The organism is Kocuria varians (assembly GCF_006539885.1).
GTDB classification, from domain to species: Bacteria; Actinomycetota; Actinomycetes; order Actinomycetales; family Micrococcaceae; genus Kocuria; species Kocuria varians.
Map to the genome: position 1 here is coordinate 23,772 of NZ_BJNW01000010.1, position 20,248 is coordinate 44,019.

Sequence of the window (20,248 nt, forward strand, 5' to 3'; positions counted from 1 at the left end):
CGCAGCACGTCGGCGGTAGGGTAGGGCGGTGAGACCCGTACTGACGCCCAGGAAGGAAGGCTGTCGCTCGTGAGCAACGCCCATGAAGAGAGGCCCGCGCAGACCGAGGCCGCGGTGTCCGACGCCGTCGGCCCCACCGGTCGCCCCCTGCGGACCTTCCCGGATCCCCCCGAGCTCACCGAGCACGGCCCCGCGCGCATCATTGCGATGGTCAACCAGAAGGGCGGGGTCGGCAAGACGACCTCCACGATCAACCTCGGTGCGGCGCTCGCGGAGCTCGGCCGCAAGGTGCTGCTAGTGGACTTCGACCCGCAGGGCGCGCTGTCCGCGGGCTTCGGCTCCAACCCGCACGAGCTGGACCTGACCATCTACAACGTGATGATGGACCGCTCCGTGGACGTGTGGGACGTGGTGCAGCAGACGCACGTGGAGAACGTGGACCTGCTGCCCGCCAACATCGACCTCTCGGCCGCTGAGGTGCAGCTGGTCAACGAGGTCGCACGCGAGCAGGTGCTCGCCTCGGCGCTGCGCAAGGTCGAGGACTACTACGACGTGATCCTCATCGACTGCCAGCCCTCGCTCGGCCTGCTCACGGTCAACGCGCTCACGGCCTCGCACGGCGTGATCATCCCGCTGATCTGCGAGTTCTTCGCGCTGCGCGCCGTGGCCCTGCTGGTGGACTCGATCTCCAAGGTGCAGGACCGGATCAACCCCAAGCTGCAGATCGACGGCGTCCTGGCCACCATGTTCGACTCGCGCACGCTGCACTCGCGCGAGGTGATCGCCCGGATCGTGGACGCGTTCGGGGACAAGGTCTTCGACACCGTCATCAAGCGCACCGTGAAGTTCCCGGACGCCACCGTGGCCGCGGAGCCCATCCTGAACTTCGCCACGAACCACCCCGGGGCGGAGTCCTACCGCCAGCTTGCGCGTGAGCTGATCTCGCGCGGCGGCGCACCGTGACCCCGGCGGGGCGTGCGCCCCGGTGAGCACGAGTACCGAGCTCGCCACGGCGGCCGAGACGGAGAAGGACAGCGGCTTCACCGTGGCCCTGGAGAACTTCCAGGGGCCCTTCGACGTCCTGCTCTCGCTGATCGCCAAGCACGAGATGGACATCACCCAGGTGTCCCTCTCCGTGGTCACGGACGAGTTCATCCAGTACGTGCGCGCGCTGCAGGACAGTGCCTCGCCCAAGGCACTGGACGAGGCGAGCGAGTTCCTGGTGGTCGCCGCCACGCTGCTGGACCTCAAGGCGGCCCGGCTGCTGCCGCGCGGCGAGGTGGAGGACGAGTACGACGTCGAGCTGCTCGAGGCCCGCGACCTGCTCTTCGCCCGGCTGCTGCAGTACAAGGCGTTCAAGGAGGTCGCGGGCCAGCTCAACGTGCGCTTCGCGGCCGAGTCCGTGCGGATCCCGCGCCAGGTGGACCTGGACCCCGCCGTGACCACCGCGCTGCCCCCGCTCACGTGGACGCTCACCCCGGACCAGCTCGCGCAGCTCGCGGTCGCCGCGCTGGACCCGGAGCGCCACGTCCCGGACGAGGTCGACGTCGCCCACCTCCACGGCGCGCAGGTGCGGGTCGCGGACGAGGCCGAGGTGCTCGCCGAGGCCCTGCGGGACGGCGCGGACCACACGTTCCACTCGCTGATCGCGGACGCGGAGTCCACGCTCGTGATCGTGGTGCGCTTCCTCGCCCTGCTGGAGATGTACCGGGACCGCGTGGTGCGCCTGCACCAGGAGGAGACGCTCGGCCCGCTGCTCGTGCGCTGGGACGGGCCCGCCGAGTGGACGGCGGAGGCCCTGAGCAGCGAGTACACGGGGGCCAGGACGACCGGCGCCCAGACCGCCGGCGAGGAGACCGCGGGGGAGCCAGCGGCCTCGTCGGCCAGCACCGCGGACGAAAACCTGGGAGACTGAACCCCGCACAGGATCGGTGTGAACCGTACCGAAGGAGATGATGGCGCCGTGGCACACACGGACCCCGCGGCCCCCGCCGAGAGCGTGGGGCGCACCCCCATAACCGAGGACCTGCACGCAGCCCTGGAGGCCGTGCTCATGGTCGCGGCGGCCCCCGTGAGCGTCGAGGAGTTCGCGCGGGTCACCGGTGAGCCCTCGCACCGCGTGCGCAGCGCGCTGGAGCACCTCAAGGCGGACTACGACGGCGTGACCGGGAACACCGGCACCGCCGCACCGCAGCACGCGGATCCCGACTATGATGGAGGGTCGGTCTCGCACGCGGACCGGGGCTCCCACGCCCCGACGACTCCCCGCGTCCGGGGCTTCGAGCTGCGCGAGGTGGCCGGGGGCTGGCGTATCTACTCCCGCAGCGACTACGCGCAGCTCGTCACGGACTTCGTGGTGGAGGGCAACAGCTCTCGGCTCTCCCAGGCGGCCCTGGAGACGCTGGCGGTGGTGGCCTACCTGCAGCCGGTCTCCCGTTCCCGCGTCTCGGCGATCCGCGGCGTGAACGTGGACGGTGTGGTGCGCACCCTCGTGCAGCGCGGTCTGCTCACGGCCTACGAGCGCGAGGAGGCCTCGGGCTCCGTCCTGTACTCCATCACCCCCCTTTTCCTGGAAAAACTCGGTCTCGGCTCGCTGGACGAGCTCCCGGACATCGCACCGCTGCTGCCCGGAACCGACCAACTTGACGACGTAGAGGACTGATCAGACATGGCATCACACGGCAACTCCGCCCGCGGCGGCGGCGCCCGCGGCCCGCAGGGACGCGGCAAGGGCTCCAAGGGCGGACCCAAGGGCGGGTTCCGCTCCGGTCCCGGCAAGGGCTCGGGCCCCCGTTCCGGCGACGCCGCCGGAGCCCGCGGCTCCGCGAAGGGGCCCGCCGCCGGGCGCGGCAAGGGACCTGTGAAGAGCAAGCCCAAGGCCGCTGCGGGGCAGAAGGGCCCCCAGAAGCCCCGCGCGTTCGCGGGCGTGGACAAGTACGAGCGCCGCGCGGCGGCGATCAAGGAGCACGGCCCGCACCGGCGTCGTCGTCCCAAGAACCCGCCCGTGGACCGCCTGGAGGTGCACGACGAGAACGGAGTGCGGCTGCAGAAGCTCATGGCGCAGGCCGGCGTGGCGAGCCGCCGCGTGTGCGAGGAGATGATCCAGGACGGCCGTGTGAGCGTGGACGGCCAGATCGTCACCGAGCTCGGCGTGCGCGTGGACCCGGCCCTGCAGGCGGTGCACGTGGACGGCATGCGCATCCAGACGGACGAGAAGCTCGTCTACTACGCGTTCAACAAGCCCGCCGGCGTGGTCTCCACCATGGAGGACCCGGACGGCCGCCGCTGCGTGAGCGACTACCTGGACCCCCGCAAGCACGAGCGCGTGTTCCACGTGGGCCGCCTGGACGTGGAGACCGAAGGCCTGCTGCTGCTCACGAACGACGGCGAGCTCACCAACCGCCTGACCCACCCCTCCTACGAGGTGCCCAAGCGCTACATGGTGCAGGTCCACGGGCCCGTGGAGAAGGGCATCGGCAAGCAGATGAAGGAGGGCATCCGCCTGGAGGACGGCGTGGCGAAGGTGGACGAGTTCCGCCTGGTGGACTCCACCCCGGGCCACGTGCTGATCGAGGTCGTCCTGCACACCGGGCGCAACCGGATCGTGCGCCGCATGTTCGACGCCGTGGACCACCCCGTGGAGAAGCTCGCGCGCACCCACGTGGGACCCATTGCGATCGGCGACCAGAAGCAGGGCACCGTCCGCAAGCTCTCGCACACCGAGGTGGGCAACCTCCTCGCGTCCGTGGGGATGTGAGCGTGGTTCCTGCCATCGCCACCAGCACCGGCCCGGTGCTGGTGATCGGCTCCGGGCTGCTCGGTGCGAGCGTCGGCCTGGGGCTGCGCCACCTGGGTCTGGACGTGTACGTGCGCGACTCCTCGCCCACCACGGAGGCCGTGGCCCAGGACATCGGTGCGGGCCGCTCCGTGCGCGCCCTGCAAGCCGCGGGGGAGCAGCTGCCCGAGCCCGAGCTCGTGGTGGTCGCCGCCCCACCGGACGTGGTCGTGGAGCTCACGGTGCAGGCCCTGGCGGAGCACCCCCGCGCGGTCGTGCTGGACATCGCCTCCGTCAAGGCACCGATCCTCGACGGCGTGCGGGCCGCGGGCGCGGACCTCACCCGGTACGTGGGGACCCACCCCATGGCCGGTCGGGAGAAGTCCGGGCCGGTGGCCGCGCGCGGCGAGCTGTTCACCTCCATGCCGTGGGTCGTGTGCCCGGGGCCGGAGGCGGGCGCGCGGGCGATCTCCGTGGCCAAGAACCTGGCCGTGGACCTCGGGGCGACCCTCACGATGATGGAGCCGCAGGAGCACGACGAGACGGTCGCCCTGATCTCCCACGTGCCGCAGGTGATGTCCTCGCTGCTGGCCTCCCGGCTCCAGGACACCCCGCTACACCACCTGTCGCTCGCCGGGCAGGGGCTGCGGGACACCACGCGGATCGCAGGCTCGGACCCCGGACTGTGGGTCCAGATCCTCTCCGCCAACGCGCAGCCGGTGGTGCGCTCGCTCCACGAGGTCCGCAAGGACCTGGACCGGCTGATCGCCACGCTGGAGCACCCGGAGGCCGACGGCGCGCGGCTGGACATCGCGCAGCTGATGGCCGAGGGCAACGCGGGACAGGCCCGCATCCCCGGCAAGCACGGCGGGGCGCCCAAGGCGTTCTCCACCTTCACGGTGGCCGTGGACGACACCCCCGGGACGATCGCCCGGCTGCTCACCGAGATCGGTGAGATCGGGGTCAACCTGGAGGACATGCGACTGGAGCACTCGCCCGGCCAGCCCGTGGGCCTGGTGACGGTCTCCGTGGAACCGAACCGCTACGCGGATCTCGTGGACGAGCTGCAGGCACGCGGCTGGAAGGTGGTGCAGTGATGAACGCTCGGGACACCGGCGCACGACTGGTGATCGCGATCGACGGGCCCTCCGGGTCCGGGAAGTCCTCCGTCTCCAAGGAGGTGGCCCGCCGCTTCGGGCTCGCCTACCTGGACACCGGTGCGATGTACCGCGCCGTGACGTGGTGGTGCCTGGAGTCCGGGGTGGACCTCGCGGACGCGGACGCGGTCGTGCGTGCCACGCGCGAGGTTCCCCTGGAGATGGGCACGGACCCGGACCAGGAGCAGATCACGGTCGCGGGCGAGGACGTCCGCGCCGCGATCCGCGGGGATCTCGTGACCGAGAACGTCTCCGCCGTCTCCACCACGGTCCCGGCCCGCGAGGTGCTGGTGCGCATGCAGCAGGACGTGATCCGGGACAGCGGCTACAGGATCGTCGCGGAGGGCCGGGACATCACCACCGTGGTGGCCCCGGACGCGGACGTGCGGATCCTGCTGACCGCCTCGGAGGCCGCGCGGCTGGCACGCCGGGGCAAGCAGCTGGGCGCTGCGGCGTCGTCGAACCTGGAGGCGCAGGTGGTGGGCCGTGACGCGAAGGACTCCACCGTGGTGAACTTCACGAGTGCGCAGGACGGCGTCCAGCTGCTGGACTCCTCCGAACTGACCATGGAACAGACCGTGCAGGGCGTGATCGACCTGGTCATCCGCGCCACGGACACGACATACGACGGGACCGCAGCGGTCCCCGAGAAGACGGGTGCCGAGGGCACCGAGGAAGGAGGCGACCATGAGCGCATCTGACGAGCCCACGGTGGACCCCTACGAGCAGTCGGTGCTGGGCGGAGGCAACGAGGACATCTCGGAGCGCCTCGCGGCCATCGACGACACCGAGGCCGAGGCGCGGGCCCAGGCCCTGCGCGAGGGACTCGCGGACTACGAGCTGGACGACGAGGACGCAGCACTTCTCGCGGACTGGATCGACGGCGACGACGACCGTGACGCGCGCCGTCCGGACCCGGTCGTGGCCGTGGTGGGCCGCCCCAACGTGGGCAAGTCCACCCTGGTCAACCGCGTGATCGGCCGCCGTGAGGCCGTGGTGGAGGACACCCCGGGCGTGACCCGCGACCGCGTGTCCTACAAGGCGGAGTGGAACGGCAAGAACTTCACCCTGGTGGACACCGGCGGCTGGGAGCAGGACGCCAAGGGCATCCACAAGCGCGTGGCGGACCAGGCCGAGCTGGCCGTGGACAACGCGGACGCCGTGCTGCTCGTGCTGGACGTGACCGTGGGCGTGACCGCCACGGACGAGGCCGTGGTGAACATGCTGCGCCGCGTGAAGAAGCCGATCATCGTGGTGGCCAACAAGGCGGACTCGCCGCAGCTCGAGCTCGACGCGACCGCCCTGTGGTCCCTGGGCATGGGCGAGCCGTTCCCCGTCTCCGCGCTGCACGGCAAGGGCTCCGGCGACGCGCTGGACGCCCTCGTGAAGGCGCTGCCCGAGTTTTCCGAGGTGGCCGAGGCCGAGCTCGAGGGCGGGCCCCGCCGCGTCGCCCTGATCGGGCGGCCCAACGTGGGCAAGTCCTCGCTGCTGAACAAGCTGGCGGGCTCGGACCGCGTGGTCGTGGACGAGACCGCGGGCACCACGCGCGATCCCGTGGACGAGATCGTGATGCTGGGCGGCGAGCCCTGGCGGTTCATCGACACCGCCGGCATCCGCCGCCGCGTGCACCTGCAGCAGGGCGCGGACTTCTACGCGTCCTTGCGCACCCAGACCGCGCTGGAGCGCGCGGAGGTGGCCGTGGTGCTGCTCGCCGTGGACGAGGTGCTCTCCGAGCAGGACGTCCGTATCCTGCAGATGGCCGTGGACTCCGGGCGCGCCCTGGTGCTCGCGTTCAACAAGTGGGACACCCTGGACGACGAGCGCCGCTTCTACCTGGAGCGCGAGATCGAGCGCGACCTCTCCCACGTCTCCTGGGCGCCGCGGGTGAACCTCTCCGCGAAGACCGGGTGGCACAAGGACAAGCTCGTGCCGGCGCTGCACACCGCGCTGGACTCGTGGGACCGCCGCATCCCCACGGGACGCCTCAACGCGTTCCTAGGCGAGATCGTCGCGGCCCACCCGCACCCGGTGCGCGGCGGCAAGCAGCCCCGCATCCTCTTCGGCACGCAGGTCTCCTCGCGCCCGCCCAAGTTCGTGCTGTTCACCACCGGCTTCCTGGACCCCGGCTACCGCCGGTTCATCCAGCGCCGCCTGCGGGAGACCTTCGGCTTCGAGGGCACCCCGCTGGAGGTCACCATGCGCGTGCGCGAGAAGCGCCAGCGCAAGCGCTGAGTCTCCGCCGCGCCGCTGACGGGCCGCTTCCGGGATTCCTGGGGGCGGCCCGTTGCGCTGCCGGGCATCAGTGGGGGACGACGACGCCGCGGCGCCCCGGCTGTGGCCCCGCTCCGGTTCCTGGCCGGACGGGTCCGCGACGATGTGAAAATCCGGCCGGTGTGGGGTAGTGTTTCCCTGGTGTTCGGCGCTGGTCCGCCAGCGCCGAACACGGTCGCGGGATGTGGCGCAGCTTGGTAGCGCACTTGACTGGGGGTCAAGGGGTCGCAGGTTCAAATCCTGTCATCCCGACCGAGAAAGCGGTTCCGACCGGTGGAAACACCGGACGGGGCCGCTTTTTTCGTGCCCGGGCACGGGGCGGTGTCACGCCTCGGTCGAGGGACCGCGGAGCCGCCGGGCGTGAGGGGGCGCGCTGGGCTCGCCCGAGCCGTACGATCGGTCGTGAAGGGTCTGGCCCGGACTGGTTGCAGTCCCGTGCCACCCCGACGCACCGCACCGCGGTCGGAACCGCTCGCCCCATCCACCCGAAAGGCCCCTCATGCGCATCGCCATCGGCGACTTCCTCCTGTCGCGGCTCCAGGACGCCGGCATCACCGAGATCATCGGCGTGCCCGGTGACTTCAACCTCAACCTCATCGAGCAGATCGACGCGCGGGAGGGCATCCGCTTCGTCGGTACCTGCAACGAGCTCAATGCCGCCTACGCGGCTGACGGGTACGCCCGGTCCCGGGGTCTCGGTGCGCTGCTGACCACCTACGGCGTGGGGGAGCTGAGCGCGCTGAACGGCATTGCCGGCGCGGCCGCCGAGCACGTGCCCATGGTCTCGATCGCGGGCGCTCCGCCGCTCTACGCCACCGAGGCGCGCTACGACCTGCACCACTCCATGGGTGACGGGAACTTCGAGAACATCCTCAGCAGTGTCGGCCAGATCACCGTCGCGGCGGTGCGCATCACGCCCCACAACGCCGTGGAGGAGATCGACCGCGCCCTGCACACGGCACTGCGCGAGAAGCGCCCCGTCCACATCCAGGTCCCCTCCGACATCACCCACCTCACGATCGAGGCCCCGCAGGAGCCGCTGAACACCGCGTGGCCCTCCAGCGACCCGGAACGCCTGGCCTCCGCGGTGGAGCGCATTGCAGAGCTGTTCGCGCAGGCGAAGTCCCCGGTGCTGCTCGTGGACCTGGATGCGGACCGCCACGGATTCGCGGAGTCCCTCCAGAAGCTCGCCGAGAAGACGCAGACCCCGTACGCGCAGCTGAGCTCCGGCAAGGCGATCCTGGACGAGCAGAGCCCGCTGTTCCTGGGAACGTACAACGGTGCCGGTTCTGCGCCGGACGTGCGCTCGAAGGTGGAGAACACGGACCTGCTCCTGACCACCACGCCCCGGTTCATCGAGGCGAACTCGGGGTCCTTCACCCACAAGCTCCCGTCCGAGGCCGTCGTGGACCTCGGTGACCAGCACGTGAGCATCCACGGTGAGGACTACATCGGGATCACGGTGCAGGAGCTGCTCGACGCCCTGCTGGAGACGCTCCCCGCAACCCAGGGCACCGCGGCCGAGCAGGCCACTCCGGCCCAGCCCGCGGAGGACACCCCCGAGTGGGAGGTCGCCCCCGGGGCCGCACTCACCCAGAAGCGGCTGTGGCCCCGCATGGCGGGCTTCGTCCGCGAGGGCGACGTCGTCATCACCGAGGCGGGGACGTCCAACATCGGTCTGGGCCCCCAGCGCCTGCCCTCGGGGGTCAAGTACGTCAACTCGGGGATCTGGGGATCCATCGGGTTCACCCTCCCCGCCCTGCTCGGCAGCCAGCTGGCGGCCCCCTCACGGCGTCACCTGCTGTTCATCGGCGACGGCTCGTTCCAGCTGACCGCGCAGGAGCTCTCGACGATCCTGCGTGAGGACCTCGCGCCGATCATCGTGCTGGTCAACAACCGCGGGTACACCATCGAGCGGTGGATCCTGGGCATGCGCTCGGCCTACAACGACATCGCGAACTGGGACTACGGCAAGCTTCCGGGCGTGTTCCACCCGGGGACCAGCATGGTCTCCCACTCCGCGAGCACGGAGGGGGAGCTGGAGGACGCCCTGGCGCAGATCGAGAACTCGTCCGCGGGCGCGTTCCTCGAGCTGCACCTCGATCCCGAGGACGCCCCCGCGGGGCTCAAGGCGTTCGGGCCCATGACCGCGGACTTCGACTACGGACCCCGGGGCCCGCGCAACGCCTGAGTGCGGCGCGAGGACAAGAGCACCGCGTGGCGGCCGGGGGCGTCTCAGGTGTCCTTCGTGAGCTGCAGCCAGCCGTCCGCGAGGCGGGAGCGGAGGTCCGCGGCGGGGGAGACCGCAGGCAGCGCGTGGGACAGGCACGCCACGGCGTCGTACTCGGAGTGGTCCACGCCCGGCAGGACGTGGAGCCGCGTGTCGAAGCCCGCCTCCCGGTAGGCGGCCACGCCCTCCTCGGCCGCGCCCAGCGCGCTCCACTCCGGGGGATTGGTGGCCCCGTCCACGTCCTTCTCGCCCACCCACCAGTGCATGGCCGTGCCGCCGATGCACGGGCGGGCCTTCTTCTTCCGCGCCACGGGCGCGTTCGCCCCGCCGCCCCCGATAATCACGGCGCCGCCGTGCGTCATGCCGCGGATGCCGCGGTCGAGCAGCTCGTAGGTGATGAACTCCGCGCCGCCGCTGTAGCCCACGAGCCAGATATGGGAGGCGTCCACCTCGGGGTGCTCCGCCACCAGCTGCTCGTGCAGCGCCCGGAAGTACTTGCCGTTGGCCTTGCAGTCCTCCCACCACGTGTAGCCGTCCCCCGAGCCGTCCTCATCCGGCGTGTTCACGGCCACGAACATGAGGTTCCGGGCCTGCGCGGCAATGGCCAGCCGGGCGAGGTCCCCCTCCTCGGGCCAGTTGATCGAGGTGTCGTCCAGGTCCCAGTAGTCGCCGTCGAAGTAGTACAGGAACCCCGCCGTGCCGGTGGGCCACAGGTGGTACCAGGAGCTCAGCCCGTTGGGCGCGGTGAAGTCGATGAAGGTTTCCGGTGACATGATCCCCCCAGATCGTCCGGCAGCGGTCCGCCGCGCAGCGGGCGCGGTGGCACCTCCAGTATGGCGTGCAGGTCTGCAGGCGCGCGCGACGCCGTCGTGGCCGCCCTCTCACGCCCCGGGAGACAGGCCCGGCGGCGTCGTCTCCCGGGGCAGGTACCCGCACGGGTGTGGTCGGCGTCCGCGCGAGGTGCTTGGCTGGGACCACCGACAGCCGCACTTCCGGGAAGAGGCAGAGCCATGACCAGTGTGATCACCACCTACCTGCAGGACCACCACGCGGGAGCGACCGCGGGAGTGGACGCCTTCCACCGCGTGGCAGACCTCCACGGGGACGAGACGGTCCGCGAGGAGGTGGGGCGGCTGGCCCAGGAGGTCGAGCAGGACCAGGCGGCGCTGGAACGGATCATGGCCGCAGTGGATGCGAAGCCCGCCCCGCTCAAGGACCTGCCCGCCAAGGTCGCGGAGAAGGCGGCGCGGCTGAAGCCGAACGAACGCCTGAACCGGCGCTCCCCGCTGTCCGACATCGAGGAGCTGGAGGCGCTGGTGGCCGCAGTGCATGCAAAGGGCCTGGGCTGGCGCTTGCTCATGGAGGTCGCGGACGACAGGCTGGACCCGGACATGCTCCGGGAGCTGCACGCGCGCGCCCTGGAGCAGGAGAGGACGCTGGAGCGGCTGCGGCTCGCACAGGCCGGGAAGCTCACCCAGTCCTGACGCCCGGCGCGCACCCTTCGGAAGGACCCCATGACCACCGCCGACCAGATGCCCTCCTTGCGCCGCCGCACGAGCACCCAGTGGCGCAGCTACGCGGACGACGTGCTGCCCATGTTCATCGCGGAGATGGACTTTCCCACGCCACCCGGGGTGAAGACGGCGCTGGAGGCGGCGGTCGCCAACAACGACACCGGCTACGCGGCCACCGGGGACCGCGGTGCGGCGCGCGCCTGGGCGCAGTTCGCGGCGTCGCGGTGGGGCTGGAGCCCCGACCCGGAGCGGATCGTGTACACCACGGACGTCACCGTGGTGATCGTGGAGTCGTTGCGCCGTTTGATCCGCCCGGGTGACGGCGTGGTGCTGACCCCGCCCGTCTACGCCCCGTTCTACGCGCTGGTCGCGGAGGCCGGCGGGCACCCGGTGGAGGTGCCGCTGCAGGACGACGGCGTGACCCTACCGTCTGGACCTCGCGGGGATCGACGCCGCCCTGGCCGCCGGGGCGCGCGCGGTCCTACTCTGCAACCCGCACAACCCGCTGGGACTCGTGCATTCCCGCGAGGACCTGGCCGAGCTCGCGCGGATCGTGGCGCAGCACGGCGCGCACGTGGTGAGCGACGAGATCCACGCGCCCCTGACGCACCACGGCGTGGAGTTCACCCCCGTACCTCTCGGTCTCGGACGCGGCGCGGAACCACGGCGTGGCGGCGGCGTCCGGGAGCAAGGCGTTCAACCTGGCGGGGCTGAAGGCGGCCATGTTCGTGGTGGATTCCGAGCCCATGGTGCAGTGGCTGCGCGCCGTGCCGGACGCGGTCTCCTACCGCACGGGGATCATGGGGCTGCTGGCCACCCGGGAGGGCTTCCTGCACTGCACGGACTGGCTGGACCGCACCATCGAGACGATCCAGGCCAACGTCGACCTCCTGGAGCGCGAGCTCGCCGAAAAGCTGCCTGCCGTGTGCTTCCGCCGCGGCAGCGCCACCTATCTCGCGTGGCTGAACATGCGCGCCCTCGGCTGGGGTGAGGACCCCGCCGCGCACGCCCTGGAGCACGCCCGGGTCGCGCTGTCCCCGGGTCCCACGTTCGGCACCGGCGGGGCGGGTTTCGCCCGCATGAACCTCGCGTGCGCCCCGGAGACGATCGTCGAGGCCGTGGACCGGCTGCGGGCGGCCGCGCAGAACTGAGCCACACAGACGACGACGACGCCGCGGACCCGCGCGCATCCCGGGTCCGCGGCGTCGTCTGTCCGGGGCATGGCGAACGGTCCGGGAGGGCGCCATCGTCCGTCCGTGCACCACCCGGCGCCGCCCACTCCCGTGCAGACCGGGCCCCAGGGTCAGTCGATGACCATGTTGCGGCGGTCCAGGAACTGCTGGGCGGTCTCGATGGTCTGCGAGCGGTAGACCCCGGAGGCCTGGGCGTCCAGGAGGGCGTCCTGCTGGGCCTCCAGCAGTTTGCGCTGCAGCTCCTGCTGCTCCTGGCGCGCTGTCGTCCAGATCTGCATGGTCTCGGTGGACACCGACTCGGGGATCTTCCGGGTGCGCTTCTTGGTCATCTCCAGCACCTTCTCGCTGTACGGCTCGCCGTCGTCGCGGTGCAGGGTGGGGGACTCCAACAGGTCCACGGAGGCCTCCGTGAGCGTGTTGATCAGGCGGGTGAGCTCCCGCTGCAGCTCCTCCTCGTCCGAGCCACGGATGCCCAGGACGCGGATGAGCAGCGGCAGCGTTCCGCCCTGGACCACGAGCGTCACCACCGCCACGGTGAACGCGATCAGGATCAGCTGCGGCCGGTACGGGAGGTCCTCCGGCAGCGTCTGGGCGGCGGCCACGGTCACCACGCCGCGCATCCCGGACCACGCGAGCACGAACCCGCCCCGTTTGCCGATGCCCTCGTTGCTGAAGAACGAGGCGTCCGCCTGACGCCTCGTGAGCATGTGGCGCAGGTTGGTGATGCGCTGCTCGGAGACCTCCGGATGGCCCTCGAGCCGCTGGAAGGCGTCGTCGTACCACTGGGACTTCCCTCGGGCCCGCTCCTGCTGCCGGGACATCACCGTGATCATGGGGGCCACGAACACGAAGCGGATCACGAACAGCACCACGGTGACCAGCAGGCCGAGCCACAGGGCGTCGCCCACGCTGAGGTGGGCGTCCTCGACCTCGTCCACGAGCACCGCGATCTGCAGCCCGAGCACCAGGAACACGCCGTGCTCCAGCAGCAGCAGGACCGTGCGCCAGTTGGTGCGCTCGGACACGCGCGCCTGGGAGGAGAGAAGCCGCGGAGACTTGATCCCGGTGACGATCCCGGCCACGACCACTGCCAGCACGCCGGAGGCCTCGAAGTGCTCGGCGGGCATGAACGCCAGGAACGGCACCACCAGGGAGATGGCCGTGCTCGTGACGGGCTGCTCCAGGTGGGCACGGATCTGGATGGAGACCCACCCCACGAGCACGCCGATGACCACGGCCACCACCACGGCGTCCGGGGGGCTGACGACGGCGCCCAGGGCCACGGCGGCGGCAAGGCCCAGGTCCGGCAGCAGCCACCAGATCAGCAGACCGACCGCGAACGCGGAGACGACCACCAGCACCACGGACAGCGCGCTGGTCGCCCCGAGGTTGCGACGGAAGTCCGTGGCCGGCATGTTCACCGCGGCGGCGTAGAGCAGCAACGGCAGCACGATGTCCAGGATGACCTCCGGGTTCATCGTCACCGTGGGCACCCCGGGGATCAGGCTCAGCCCCACCCCCACGATCACGAGCAGGATGGGAGCGGCCACCCCGATGCGGTCGGAGATGCTCGTGACGGCGACCACCACGATCACCGCCGCCACGGCCAGCAGGGTCAATTGGTCCACGGGCGATCTCCTTCGTCGTCGTCGCCCAGAGTGTATCCGCGGGTCCGGTAGCATCGGGCACCCGCCGTCCGCCCACCGCCCCCGCGCTGTTCCGTGCCCGCGCGGCCAGACCCCGGAAAGGCCCCTCGTGTCCGAGACCGTCCCCGTGCTGATCCTCACCGGCTACCTCGGCGCCGGGAAGACCACCGTGCTCAACCACTTCCTGGCCACCGGGCACGCACGCATCGGAGTGGTCGTCAACGACTTCTGGGACGTGAACGTGGACGCCGCGCTCGTGGCGGGGCAGGTCGCGGAGCCGGTCTCGATCGCCGGCGGCTGCCTGTGCTGCATCGAGGACCCGCGCCAGCTCGACGCCGCCCTGTGTGCCCTGTCACGGCCCGGCCTGGACCTCGACGCCATCGTGATCGAGGGTTCCGGCCTGGCCGAACCGCCCGCGCTGATCCAGCTGGTGCTGGGCACGGAGGTCGCCGAGGTGCGCTTCGGCGGGCTCGTGGAGGTCGTCGACGCCGCCCACATGGCCCACGCGGAGTCCGCCGGCTGGGACCTGGACCAGCACGTCAAGGCCGCCGCGGTCGTGCTGCTCACCAAGACCGATCTCGCGCAGGCCGAGGAGCTCGCGCGCACCAGGGAGCGGATCACCGCCGCGAACCCGCACACCACGGTCCTCGAGGCGCCCCACGGTGCCGTGGACCCGCGGCTGTTCTTCGACGCCGCCGAACGCACCGTGCCGGAGGGCGGCCAGCTGCCCCTGTGGGACCTGGGGGAGGCCCCCGGTCACGACCACCACCACGCGCACCACTCCACCACCGGGCCGTCAGCCTGGACGTCGCGGCCTGCCTGGACCCCGGGGCGCTCGCGGACCTGCTCGAGGATCCGCCGGCGGCCGTCCACCGCGTCAAGGCCATCGCGGACGTCCGCACCCCCGGCGGGCTGCGCCGGTTCGTGGCCCACTCGGTGGCCGGCTACGTGACGGTGGAGCGGACGGGCCGCCCCGCGGGGGCACCCCCGCACTCCGTGGTCGTGGCCATCGGCCCGGAGGACGACGCCGCGGCGTCGCCCCTGGCGCTCGACGTCCTCGTGCGCCCGGACGGCGCGGGAACGCCCACGGCGCGCGAGCTGCGGAGGCTGACCCGGTTCCTGTGACCGGCCCGTCGGGCACGTCCCCTGACCGGGTGCTACGCCAGGTTCGAGAAGCGCTCGACCTTGCGGGTGGGCCCGATGACGAGGATCTGGTCGTCGTCGTAGAGCATGGTCCCGGGCTCGATGGGCTCCCACTGTCCTCCGGGACGGCACACCGCCACCACGGAGACGCCGAGCTTCTGGCGCACGTTGAGCAGGTCCATGGGCCGCTGCTGGAGGGGGACCGGTGGCGTGCAGCGCACCAGGGCGTAGCCGTCGTCGATGGGCACGAAGTCCAGGATTCGTTGCTGGATCAGGTGCGCGGCGCGCGTGCCCATGTCGCTCTCCGGGTTGACCACGTGCTGCACGCCGAGCTGCGTGAGGATCTCCGCGTGGGGCTCGGTGATGGCCTTGGCCCAGATCGCGGGGCAGCCGAACTTCACGAGCCTGGACGCGGTGAGGATGCTGGCCTGGATGTCCGAGCCGATGCCCACGACGGCGCGCTCGAACTCGTTCACGGACAGCTCGCGCAGCACCTCCTCGTCCGTGGCGTCCGCGCGCACCACGGACGTGAGCTTGCCGTTGAAGCGCTGCACGGTGGCCTCGTCGTGGTCCACGCCGAGCACGTCCGTGCCGTTGCGCATCAGCTCGAGGGCCAGGGCGCCCCCGAAGCGGCCGAGACCGATCACGGCCACGGCGTTGGACATGCCGCGGCGGTTCGACTCGGCGGGGTGGGATCCGAACATGGGACGTGCCTTTCGGTGCGGTCGTGCGGTTTCGGGGTCTGGCGGGTGGTGAGGTCGTGGGGTGCGCGGCGCGGGAGGGGGCGCCGCGGGGAGGCGGAGAGCGACGTCGTCCGCGGACCCGCAGGCGGGCCGCGCGGTGCTCAGCCGATCAGGGGCCGCTCCTTGGGGAGCTCGTAGGCGGGGGGCTTGCGGCCGAACGCGATCGCGGCGGCCACCGTCACGGGTCCGAGGCGCCCCATGAACATCAGGGCGATCAGCACGCACTGCCCGAACGCGGTGAGCGTGGGGGTGATCCCGGTGCTCAGTCCCACCGTGGCGAAGGCGGAGATGCACTCGAAGAGCACGCGGTCCAGGCCGAGGCTCTCGTCCGAGAGCATGATCAGCATGGTGCCGCCGATCACCGCGCCCGTGGCCAGCACCACCACGGTCATGGCCTCGCGCTGGACGGAGCGGGAGAGCTGCTTGCCGAGCACGGGCACGGCCGCGCCGCCGCGGATCTCGGTGAGGGCGATGAAGAACAGCACCCCGAACGTCGTCACCTTCAGACCGCCGGCGGTGCCCGCGGGACCGGCGCCGATGAACATCATGATGTCCATGCCCAGCCACGAGACGGGGTGCATGTGGGAGATGTCGATGCTGTTGAACCCGGCGGTGCGGGAGATCGTGGACTGGAAGAACGCGTTGAGCACCTTCACGGCGGGGGACTCGTCGCCCATGGTCTGCGAGTTGTTCCACTCGAGCACCGCGAGGAACACGGTGCCGCCGATCAGCAGCACGGGGGTCGCGAGCAGCACCAGCCGGGTGTTCATGCTCCAGCGCCGGGGGGAGCGGACGTGGCGGCGCAGCTCGTAGAGCACGGGAAAGCCCAGGCCGCCCAGGATCACGCACGCGGCCAGCGTCAGCAGGATCCAGGGGTCCCCGGCGAAGTCCATGACGTTGAGGGAGTACAGCGCGAAGCCCGCGTTGTTGAACGCGGACACCGAGTGGAACGCCGCGTGGGCCAGCGCCGTGCCGGGGGAGTAGTGGTAGTGCCCCCAGAAGCGCAGGAAGAGGATGGCGGCTGCGGTGCACTCGACCACGGCGGTGGTCAGCACGATCCGCGCGACCACCTCTCGGGCGCCACCCCGGGACTTGGTCTCCGCGTTGGCCAGCAGCCGGGTGGAGAGACCGAACTTCCGCGCGAGCAGGATGCCCAGCATGGTTGTGAAGGTCATGACGCCGAGCCCGCCCACCTGGATCAGGCAGATGATCACCACCTGCCCGAACGTGGTCCAGTACGTGGCGGTGTCCACGGTGACCAGGCCTGTCACGCACAGGGCGGACGTGGCGGTGAAGGCCGCGGTGACCGGGTCCGTGCCCCCGGGGGCGGTCGTGGCGGGCGGCAGCATGAGCAGGCCGGTGCCGACCAGCAGTGCGAGCAGGAACGCGGTGACGATGATCCGCGCCGAGCGGGCGGGTGTGAGCTCGTGGACGTGCAGCGGGTCCCGGCGCTGCCGCAGCAGGGGGACGGCGCGGGGGATTCTGGACCCGTGCGTGCGCGCACGGGTCGCGGCCTGGCTGAACGCCTCGGTGATGGGCACCGGGTAAAAGTACACCCGTCCGGAGCCCGCGGGTAGGCCACGCCGCGCGGCTCGTCCACCGTGCGCGTGTGTGATGAACGCTACGGCGGCGCGCGTGCCCTAAACTGACCGACATGACCGACATTCCCGCGGAACTCGCGTACACCGAAGAGCACGAGTGGGTCGAGGACCTCCACGAGGACAGCACTTTCCGCGTGGGCATCACCGACCACGCACAGAGCGAACTGGGCGAGGTCGTCTTCGTCCAGCTCCCGGAGGTCGGGGACACCACGGCCGCCGGCGACGTCGTGGGCGAGGTCGAGTCCACGAAGTCCGTCAGCGACCTCTTCGCGCCCGTGAGCGGGGAGATCGTGAGCGTGAACGAGGAGCTCGCGGACAACCCGGGGCTGCTCAACGAGTCGCCCTACGAGGCCGGCTGGCTCTTCACGGTTTGCGTGGACTCGGGGGAGGCCACCGCGGACCTGTTGGACGCACAGGCTTACCAGCAGCTGCTGGACTAACAACGACACTTCACGTGAGGTGAGGGGATCCATGTCCAATCAAGAGAATTCCGAGTCCCGCACGGGTCCGGAGACCACGTCCATCCAGATCGTCGCGGACGTGCTCTCGACCGCCGCGCACCACAAGCTGACCGAGGGCGAGCAGAACGCGGTCGCGGCGCTGCCCCCGGGCTCGGCGCTGCTGCTCGAGACCAACGGAGGTCAGGCCGGTGCACGGTTCCTGCTGGACCGGGACGAGGTCATCGCCGGGCGCCACCCCGGGTGCTCGGTGTTCCTGGACGACGTCACCGTCTCCCGGCGTCACGCGCAGTTCATCCGCCACCACGACACGTTCGAGATCGTGGACCAGTCCTCGCTCAACGGCACCTATGTGAACAGCGACCGCATCAACGCGAAGGTCCTGGACAACGGCGACGAGGTGCAGATCGGCAAGTTCCGGTTCACCTTCTACCACTCCGTGCAGAACGGGGCCTGACGCCCTCCATGCCTGGATCCGAGCAGACGCAGACCCCCCGCGTGGGCATCGGAGCACTGCTGCGACGCCTGCAGCCGCGTTTCCCCGACCTGACCGCCTCCAAGGTGCGCTTCCTGGAGGACCAGGGGCTGGTGCACCCGCAGCGCACGGCGTCCGGCTACCGCAAGTACGCGGAGCAGGACATCGAGCGGCTGGAGACCGTCCTGTCGCTGCAGCAGGAGCGCTACCTGCCGCTGCGGGTGATCCGCGACCGGCTGGACCGGGGCCTGGACCCGGCGGCGGGCACGGAGCCGCAGGTCCCGGAGACGACGCCGCCGGAAGACACCGCGGGCCCCGAGGGTGAGGCGGCCGGGGACCGCGCGCCGAGCGAACGCCGCTACACGCTGCGCGAGCTCGCGGCGCGTTCGGGCTCCGAAGTGCCCCTGCTGCGCGAGATGCTCAACCACGGTCTGCTCGTGGAAAGGTCCGGTGAGTTCGACGACCGCGCCCTGGCCATTGCGCGCGCGGCCGCGGGGCTCAGCGGCTACGGGATCGAGCCCCGCCACCTGCGGGTGCTGCGGGGTGCGTCCGAGCGGATCGTGGCCCTCGTGGACGGCAGCGTGGCGCCGCTGCGCAACCGCCGCGACCCGGAGACGCGGCAGACCGCCGTGCAGCGGGCCCGGGAGATCTCGTCGCTGTGCCTGTCCATAATGTCCGCAATGGTCCACGCGCAGGTGGATGACACCGTCCGGGGCTTCGAGGCACCGGGGCAGCCCAGGAACACCCGGTGAGCGTGGACGTCCGCATGGAGATCGCCGGCGTGCGCATGGACGTGCCGAGCGGTCAGCCCGTGGTGGTGCTGCGTGAGCTGGAGGGGCCGCGCCGCCTGCCCATCTGGGTGGGGACCAACGAGGCCACGTCCATCGTCTTCGCCCTCCAGGGGATCGACCCGCCGCGGCCGCTGACCCACGATCTGCTGCTCGCCGTGGTCGACAAGCTCGGCCGCAGCGTCTCGAGCGTGGTCGTGCACACGGTCGAGGACACCGTCTTCCACGCGGCCATCACGTTCGACGACGCCACGGTCGTGGACGCCCGCGCCTCGGACGCGCTGGCGATCGCCGCCCGCACGGGGTGCCCTGTGCTGTGCGCCGCGGCGGTCCTGGACGAAGCAGGGCTGGTCCTCAGCGCGGATGGCGAGCTGCGGGAACAGGCCGGGGACGAGCCCCGGGAGGCAGAGGCCCAGGTGCGGGAGTTCCGCGACTTCCTGGACCAGGTGGACCCGGAGGACTTCCAGCCGTGAATCCCCCGGTGGCGGGCCACCGCGAGTAGGCTGGCGACACGACCGCCCCCGCCCGGATGTCTTTGACCCCGTCCATGAGCGGGTCTACGGTCAGGAATGCACCATCGAGCGCGGGGCGGGCGACCGAGCACCGTGTACGCCACAGAACCCGAGGAGGACGCTTGAGCAACCCCGAGCTGCCGCTGGACGCGGCACGGCTGCGCGCATCCTCCCTCGCGGGCGGCACCCAGGAGATGCTCTTCTCCGACGACCTCAGCAACTACGACGAGTCCGTCGGCTTCCGCGGGCCCACGGCGTGCAAGGCCGCGGGGATCTCCTACCGCCAGCTCGACTACTGGGCGCGCACCAGCCTCGTGCAGCCCACCGTACGAGGTGCCAAGGGCTCCGGCTCGCAGCGCCTCTACAGCTTCCGGGACATCCTCGTGCTCAAGGTGGTCAAGCGCCTGCTCGACACCGGTGTCTCGCTCCAGCAGATCCGCTCGGCCGTCGGTGCCCTGCGGCTGCGCGGCATCGAGGACCTCACGCGCCTGACGCTGATGTCCGACGGCGCCAGCGTCTACGAGTGCACGTCCCCGCACGAGGTGATCGACCTCGTCCAGGGCGGTCAGGGTGTCTTCGGCATCGCCGTGGGCCGCGTGTGGCGCGAGGTCGAGGCCACGCTCGCGTCCATGCCAGCGGAGCACGCCGCACTGGACGGCGCTGCCCAGGCCGAGGCGTTCCCCGAGGACGAGCTCTCGGCCCGCCGCGCCCGGCGGCGCAAGAAGAACGCGGGTTGACTCCG

Annotated in this window: 21 protein-coding genes, 1 tRNA gene and 1 pseudogene; 19 read left to right on the plus strand and 4 right to left on the minus strand. The window is 71.2% G+C overall.

Annotated elements, in window-relative coordinates; genetic code table 11:
* Positions 1-69 precede the first annotated feature (69 nt).
* From KVA01_RS06685 to KVA01_RS06725, 9 genes are all read left to right on the plus strand, one after another.
* Positions 70-963 carry a ParA family protein gene (locus KVA01_RS06685; RefSeq protein WP_068467025.1) on the plus strand — a complete coding sequence of 298 codons (894 nt, stop codon included), beginning with the start codon at positions 70-72 and terminating at the stop codon, positions 961-963.
* Positions 964-985: 22 nt separating this feature from the next.
* Positions 986-1,915, plus strand: a complete 930-nt coding sequence (locus KVA01_RS06690) for a segregation and condensation protein A (protein ID WP_068467027.1) — start codon at positions 986-988, stop codon at positions 1,913-1,915.
* Positions 1,916-2,053: 138 nt separating this feature from the next.
* Complete coding sequence (gene scpB / locus KVA01_RS06695) at positions 2,054-2,662, plus strand: SMC-Scp complex subunit ScpB (protein WP_371858570.1); 609 nt, start codon at positions 2,054-2,056, stop codon at positions 2,660-2,662.
* Between the two features lie 6 nt (positions 2,663-2,668).
* Positions 2,669-3,757, plus strand: a complete 1,089-nt coding sequence (locus KVA01_RS06700) for a pseudouridine synthase (protein WP_068467032.1) — start codon at positions 2,669-2,671, stop codon at positions 3,755-3,757.
* Positions 3,754-4,872, plus strand: a complete 1,119-nt coding sequence (locus tag KVA01_RS06705) for a prephenate dehydrogenase (RefSeq protein ID WP_068467035.1) — start codon at positions 3,754-3,756, stop codon at positions 4,870-4,872. The genes KVA01_RS06700 and KVA01_RS06705 overlap by 4 nt, the downstream gene beginning before the upstream one ends.
* The gene (gene cmk / locus KVA01_RS06710) at positions 4,872-5,633 is read left to right on the plus strand and encodes a (d)CMP kinase (RefSeq protein ID WP_068467036.1); all 762 of its coding nucleotides are present in this window, start codon (positions 4,872-4,874) and stop codon (positions 5,631-5,633) included. The genes KVA01_RS06705 and cmk overlap by 1 nt, the downstream gene beginning before the upstream one ends.
* Positions 5,620-7,164 (plus strand): ribosome biogenesis GTPase Der, encoded by a 1,545-nt coding sequence (gene der / locus KVA01_RS06715; protein WP_068467039.1) that lies wholly within the window; start codon positions 5,620-5,622, stop codon positions 7,162-7,164. Before cmk ends, der begins: the two co-directional genes overlap by 14 nt.
* A 217-nt stretch (positions 7,165-7,381) precedes the next feature.
* Positions 7,382-7,455, plus strand: a tRNA-Pro gene (locus tag KVA01_RS06720).
* 247 nt (positions 7,456-7,702) lie between these two features.
* Positions 7,703-9,394: an alpha-keto acid decarboxylase family protein gene (locus tag KVA01_RS06725; RefSeq protein WP_141269466.1), complete on the plus strand. Its 1,692-nt coding sequence runs from the start codon at positions 7,703-7,705 to the stop codon at positions 9,392-9,394.
* Positions 9,395-9,438: 44 nt separating this feature from the next.
* Here KVA01_RS06725 and KVA01_RS06730 read toward each other — a convergent pair whose 3' ends face one another.
* Positions 9,439-10,206, minus strand: coding sequence for an alpha/beta hydrolase (locus tag KVA01_RS06730; RefSeq protein WP_141269468.1), 768 nt, complete (start codon positions 10,204-10,206; stop codon positions 9,439-9,441).
* A gap of 237 nt (positions 10,207-10,443) precedes the next feature.
* Between KVA01_RS06730 and KVA01_RS06735 the strand changes: the two genes are divergently transcribed.
* The 3 genes and pseudogenes from KVA01_RS06735 (at position 10,444) to KVA01_RS13170 (ending at position 12,098) form a co-directional block, all read left to right on the plus strand.
* On the plus strand, positions 10,444-10,917 hold the full coding sequence (locus KVA01_RS06735; RefSeq protein WP_068467044.1) for a hypothetical protein: 474 nt from the start codon (positions 10,444-10,446) through the stop codon (positions 10,915-10,917).
* A 487-nt stretch (positions 10,918-11,404) separates the two neighbouring features.
* Positions 11,405-11,524 (plus strand): annotated as a pseudogene (locus KVA01_RS13165) (aminotransferase class I/II-fold pyridoxal phosphate-dependent enzyme); the annotation flags it as partial.
* A 91-nt stretch (positions 11,525-11,615) separates the two neighbouring features.
* Positions 11,616-12,098: an aminotransferase class I/II-fold pyridoxal phosphate-dependent enzyme gene (locus KVA01_RS13170; protein WP_307723017.1), complete on the plus strand. Its 483-nt coding sequence runs from the start codon at positions 11,616-11,618 to the stop codon at positions 12,096-12,098.
* Between the two features lie 152 nt (positions 12,099-12,250).
* On the opposite strand, the gene KVA01_RS06745 is transcribed toward KVA01_RS13170, so the two are convergent.
* Positions 12,251-13,768: a cation:proton antiporter gene (locus KVA01_RS06745; RefSeq protein WP_141269470.1), complete on the minus strand. Its 1,518-nt coding sequence runs from the start codon at positions 13,766-13,768 to the stop codon at positions 12,251-12,253.
* A 127-nt stretch (positions 13,769-13,895) separates the two neighbouring features.
* On the opposite strand from KVA01_RS06745, the gene KVA01_RS06750 reads away from it, so the two are divergent.
* Positions 13,896-14,738: a GTP-binding protein gene (locus tag KVA01_RS06750; RefSeq protein WP_233438797.1), complete on the plus strand. Its 843-nt coding sequence runs from the start codon at positions 13,896-13,898 to the stop codon at positions 14,736-14,738.
* The gene (locus tag KVA01_RS12940; RefSeq protein WP_331709404.1) at positions 14,630-14,911 is read left to right on the plus strand and encodes a hypothetical protein; all 282 of its coding nucleotides are present in this window, start codon (positions 14,630-14,632) and stop codon (positions 14,909-14,911) included. Before KVA01_RS06750 ends, KVA01_RS12940 begins: the two co-directional genes overlap by 109 nt.
* Positions 14,912-14,943: 32 nt before the next feature.
* Here KVA01_RS12940 and KVA01_RS06755 read toward each other — a convergent pair whose 3' ends face one another.
* Both KVA01_RS06755 and KVA01_RS06760 read right to left on the minus strand, forming a co-directional pair.
* The gene (locus tag KVA01_RS06755; protein ID WP_068467049.1) at positions 14,944-15,633 is read right to left on the minus strand and encodes a potassium channel family protein; all 690 of its coding nucleotides are present in this window, start codon (positions 15,631-15,633) and stop codon (positions 14,944-14,946) included.
* Positions 15,634-15,773: 140 nt separating this feature from the next.
* Positions 15,774-17,213, minus strand: a complete 1,440-nt coding sequence (locus KVA01_RS06760; protein ID WP_082810174.1) for a TrkH family potassium uptake protein — start codon at positions 17,211-17,213, stop codon at positions 15,774-15,776.
* A 113-nt stretch (positions 17,214-17,326) separates the two neighbouring features.
* On the opposite strand from KVA01_RS06760, the gene gcvH reads away from it, so the two are divergent.
* From gcvH to KVA01_RS06785, 5 genes are all read left to right on the plus strand, one after another.
* A complete protein-coding gene (gene gcvH / locus KVA01_RS06765; protein ID WP_068467050.1) occupies positions 17,327-17,713 on the plus strand; it encodes a glycine cleavage system protein GcvH in 387 nt (128 codons plus the stop codon).
* Positions 17,714-17,744: 31 nt separating this feature from the next.
* The gene (locus KVA01_RS06770) at positions 17,745-18,188 is read left to right on the plus strand and encodes an FHA domain-containing protein (RefSeq protein ID WP_068467053.1); all 444 of its coding nucleotides are present in this window, start codon (positions 17,745-17,747) and stop codon (positions 18,186-18,188) included.
* A 41-nt stretch (positions 18,189-18,229) separates the two neighbouring features.
* On the plus strand, positions 18,230-18,958 hold the full coding sequence (ftsR, locus tag KVA01_RS06775; protein WP_231860530.1) for a transcriptional regulator FtsR: 729 nt from the start codon (positions 18,230-18,232) through the stop codon (positions 18,956-18,958).
* Complete coding sequence (locus tag KVA01_RS06780; RefSeq protein ID WP_068467056.1) at positions 18,955-19,467, plus strand: bifunctional nuclease family protein; 513 nt, start codon at positions 18,955-18,957, stop codon at positions 19,465-19,467. The genes ftsR and KVA01_RS06780 overlap by 4 nt, the downstream gene beginning before the upstream one ends.
* Before the next feature lie 233 nt (positions 19,468-19,700).
* Positions 19,701-20,243: a MerR family transcriptional regulator gene (locus tag KVA01_RS06785; RefSeq protein ID WP_068467111.1), complete on the plus strand. Its 543-nt coding sequence runs from the start codon at positions 19,701-19,703 to the stop codon at positions 20,241-20,243.
* The last annotated feature ends 5 nt before the right edge of the window (positions 20,244-20,248 follow it).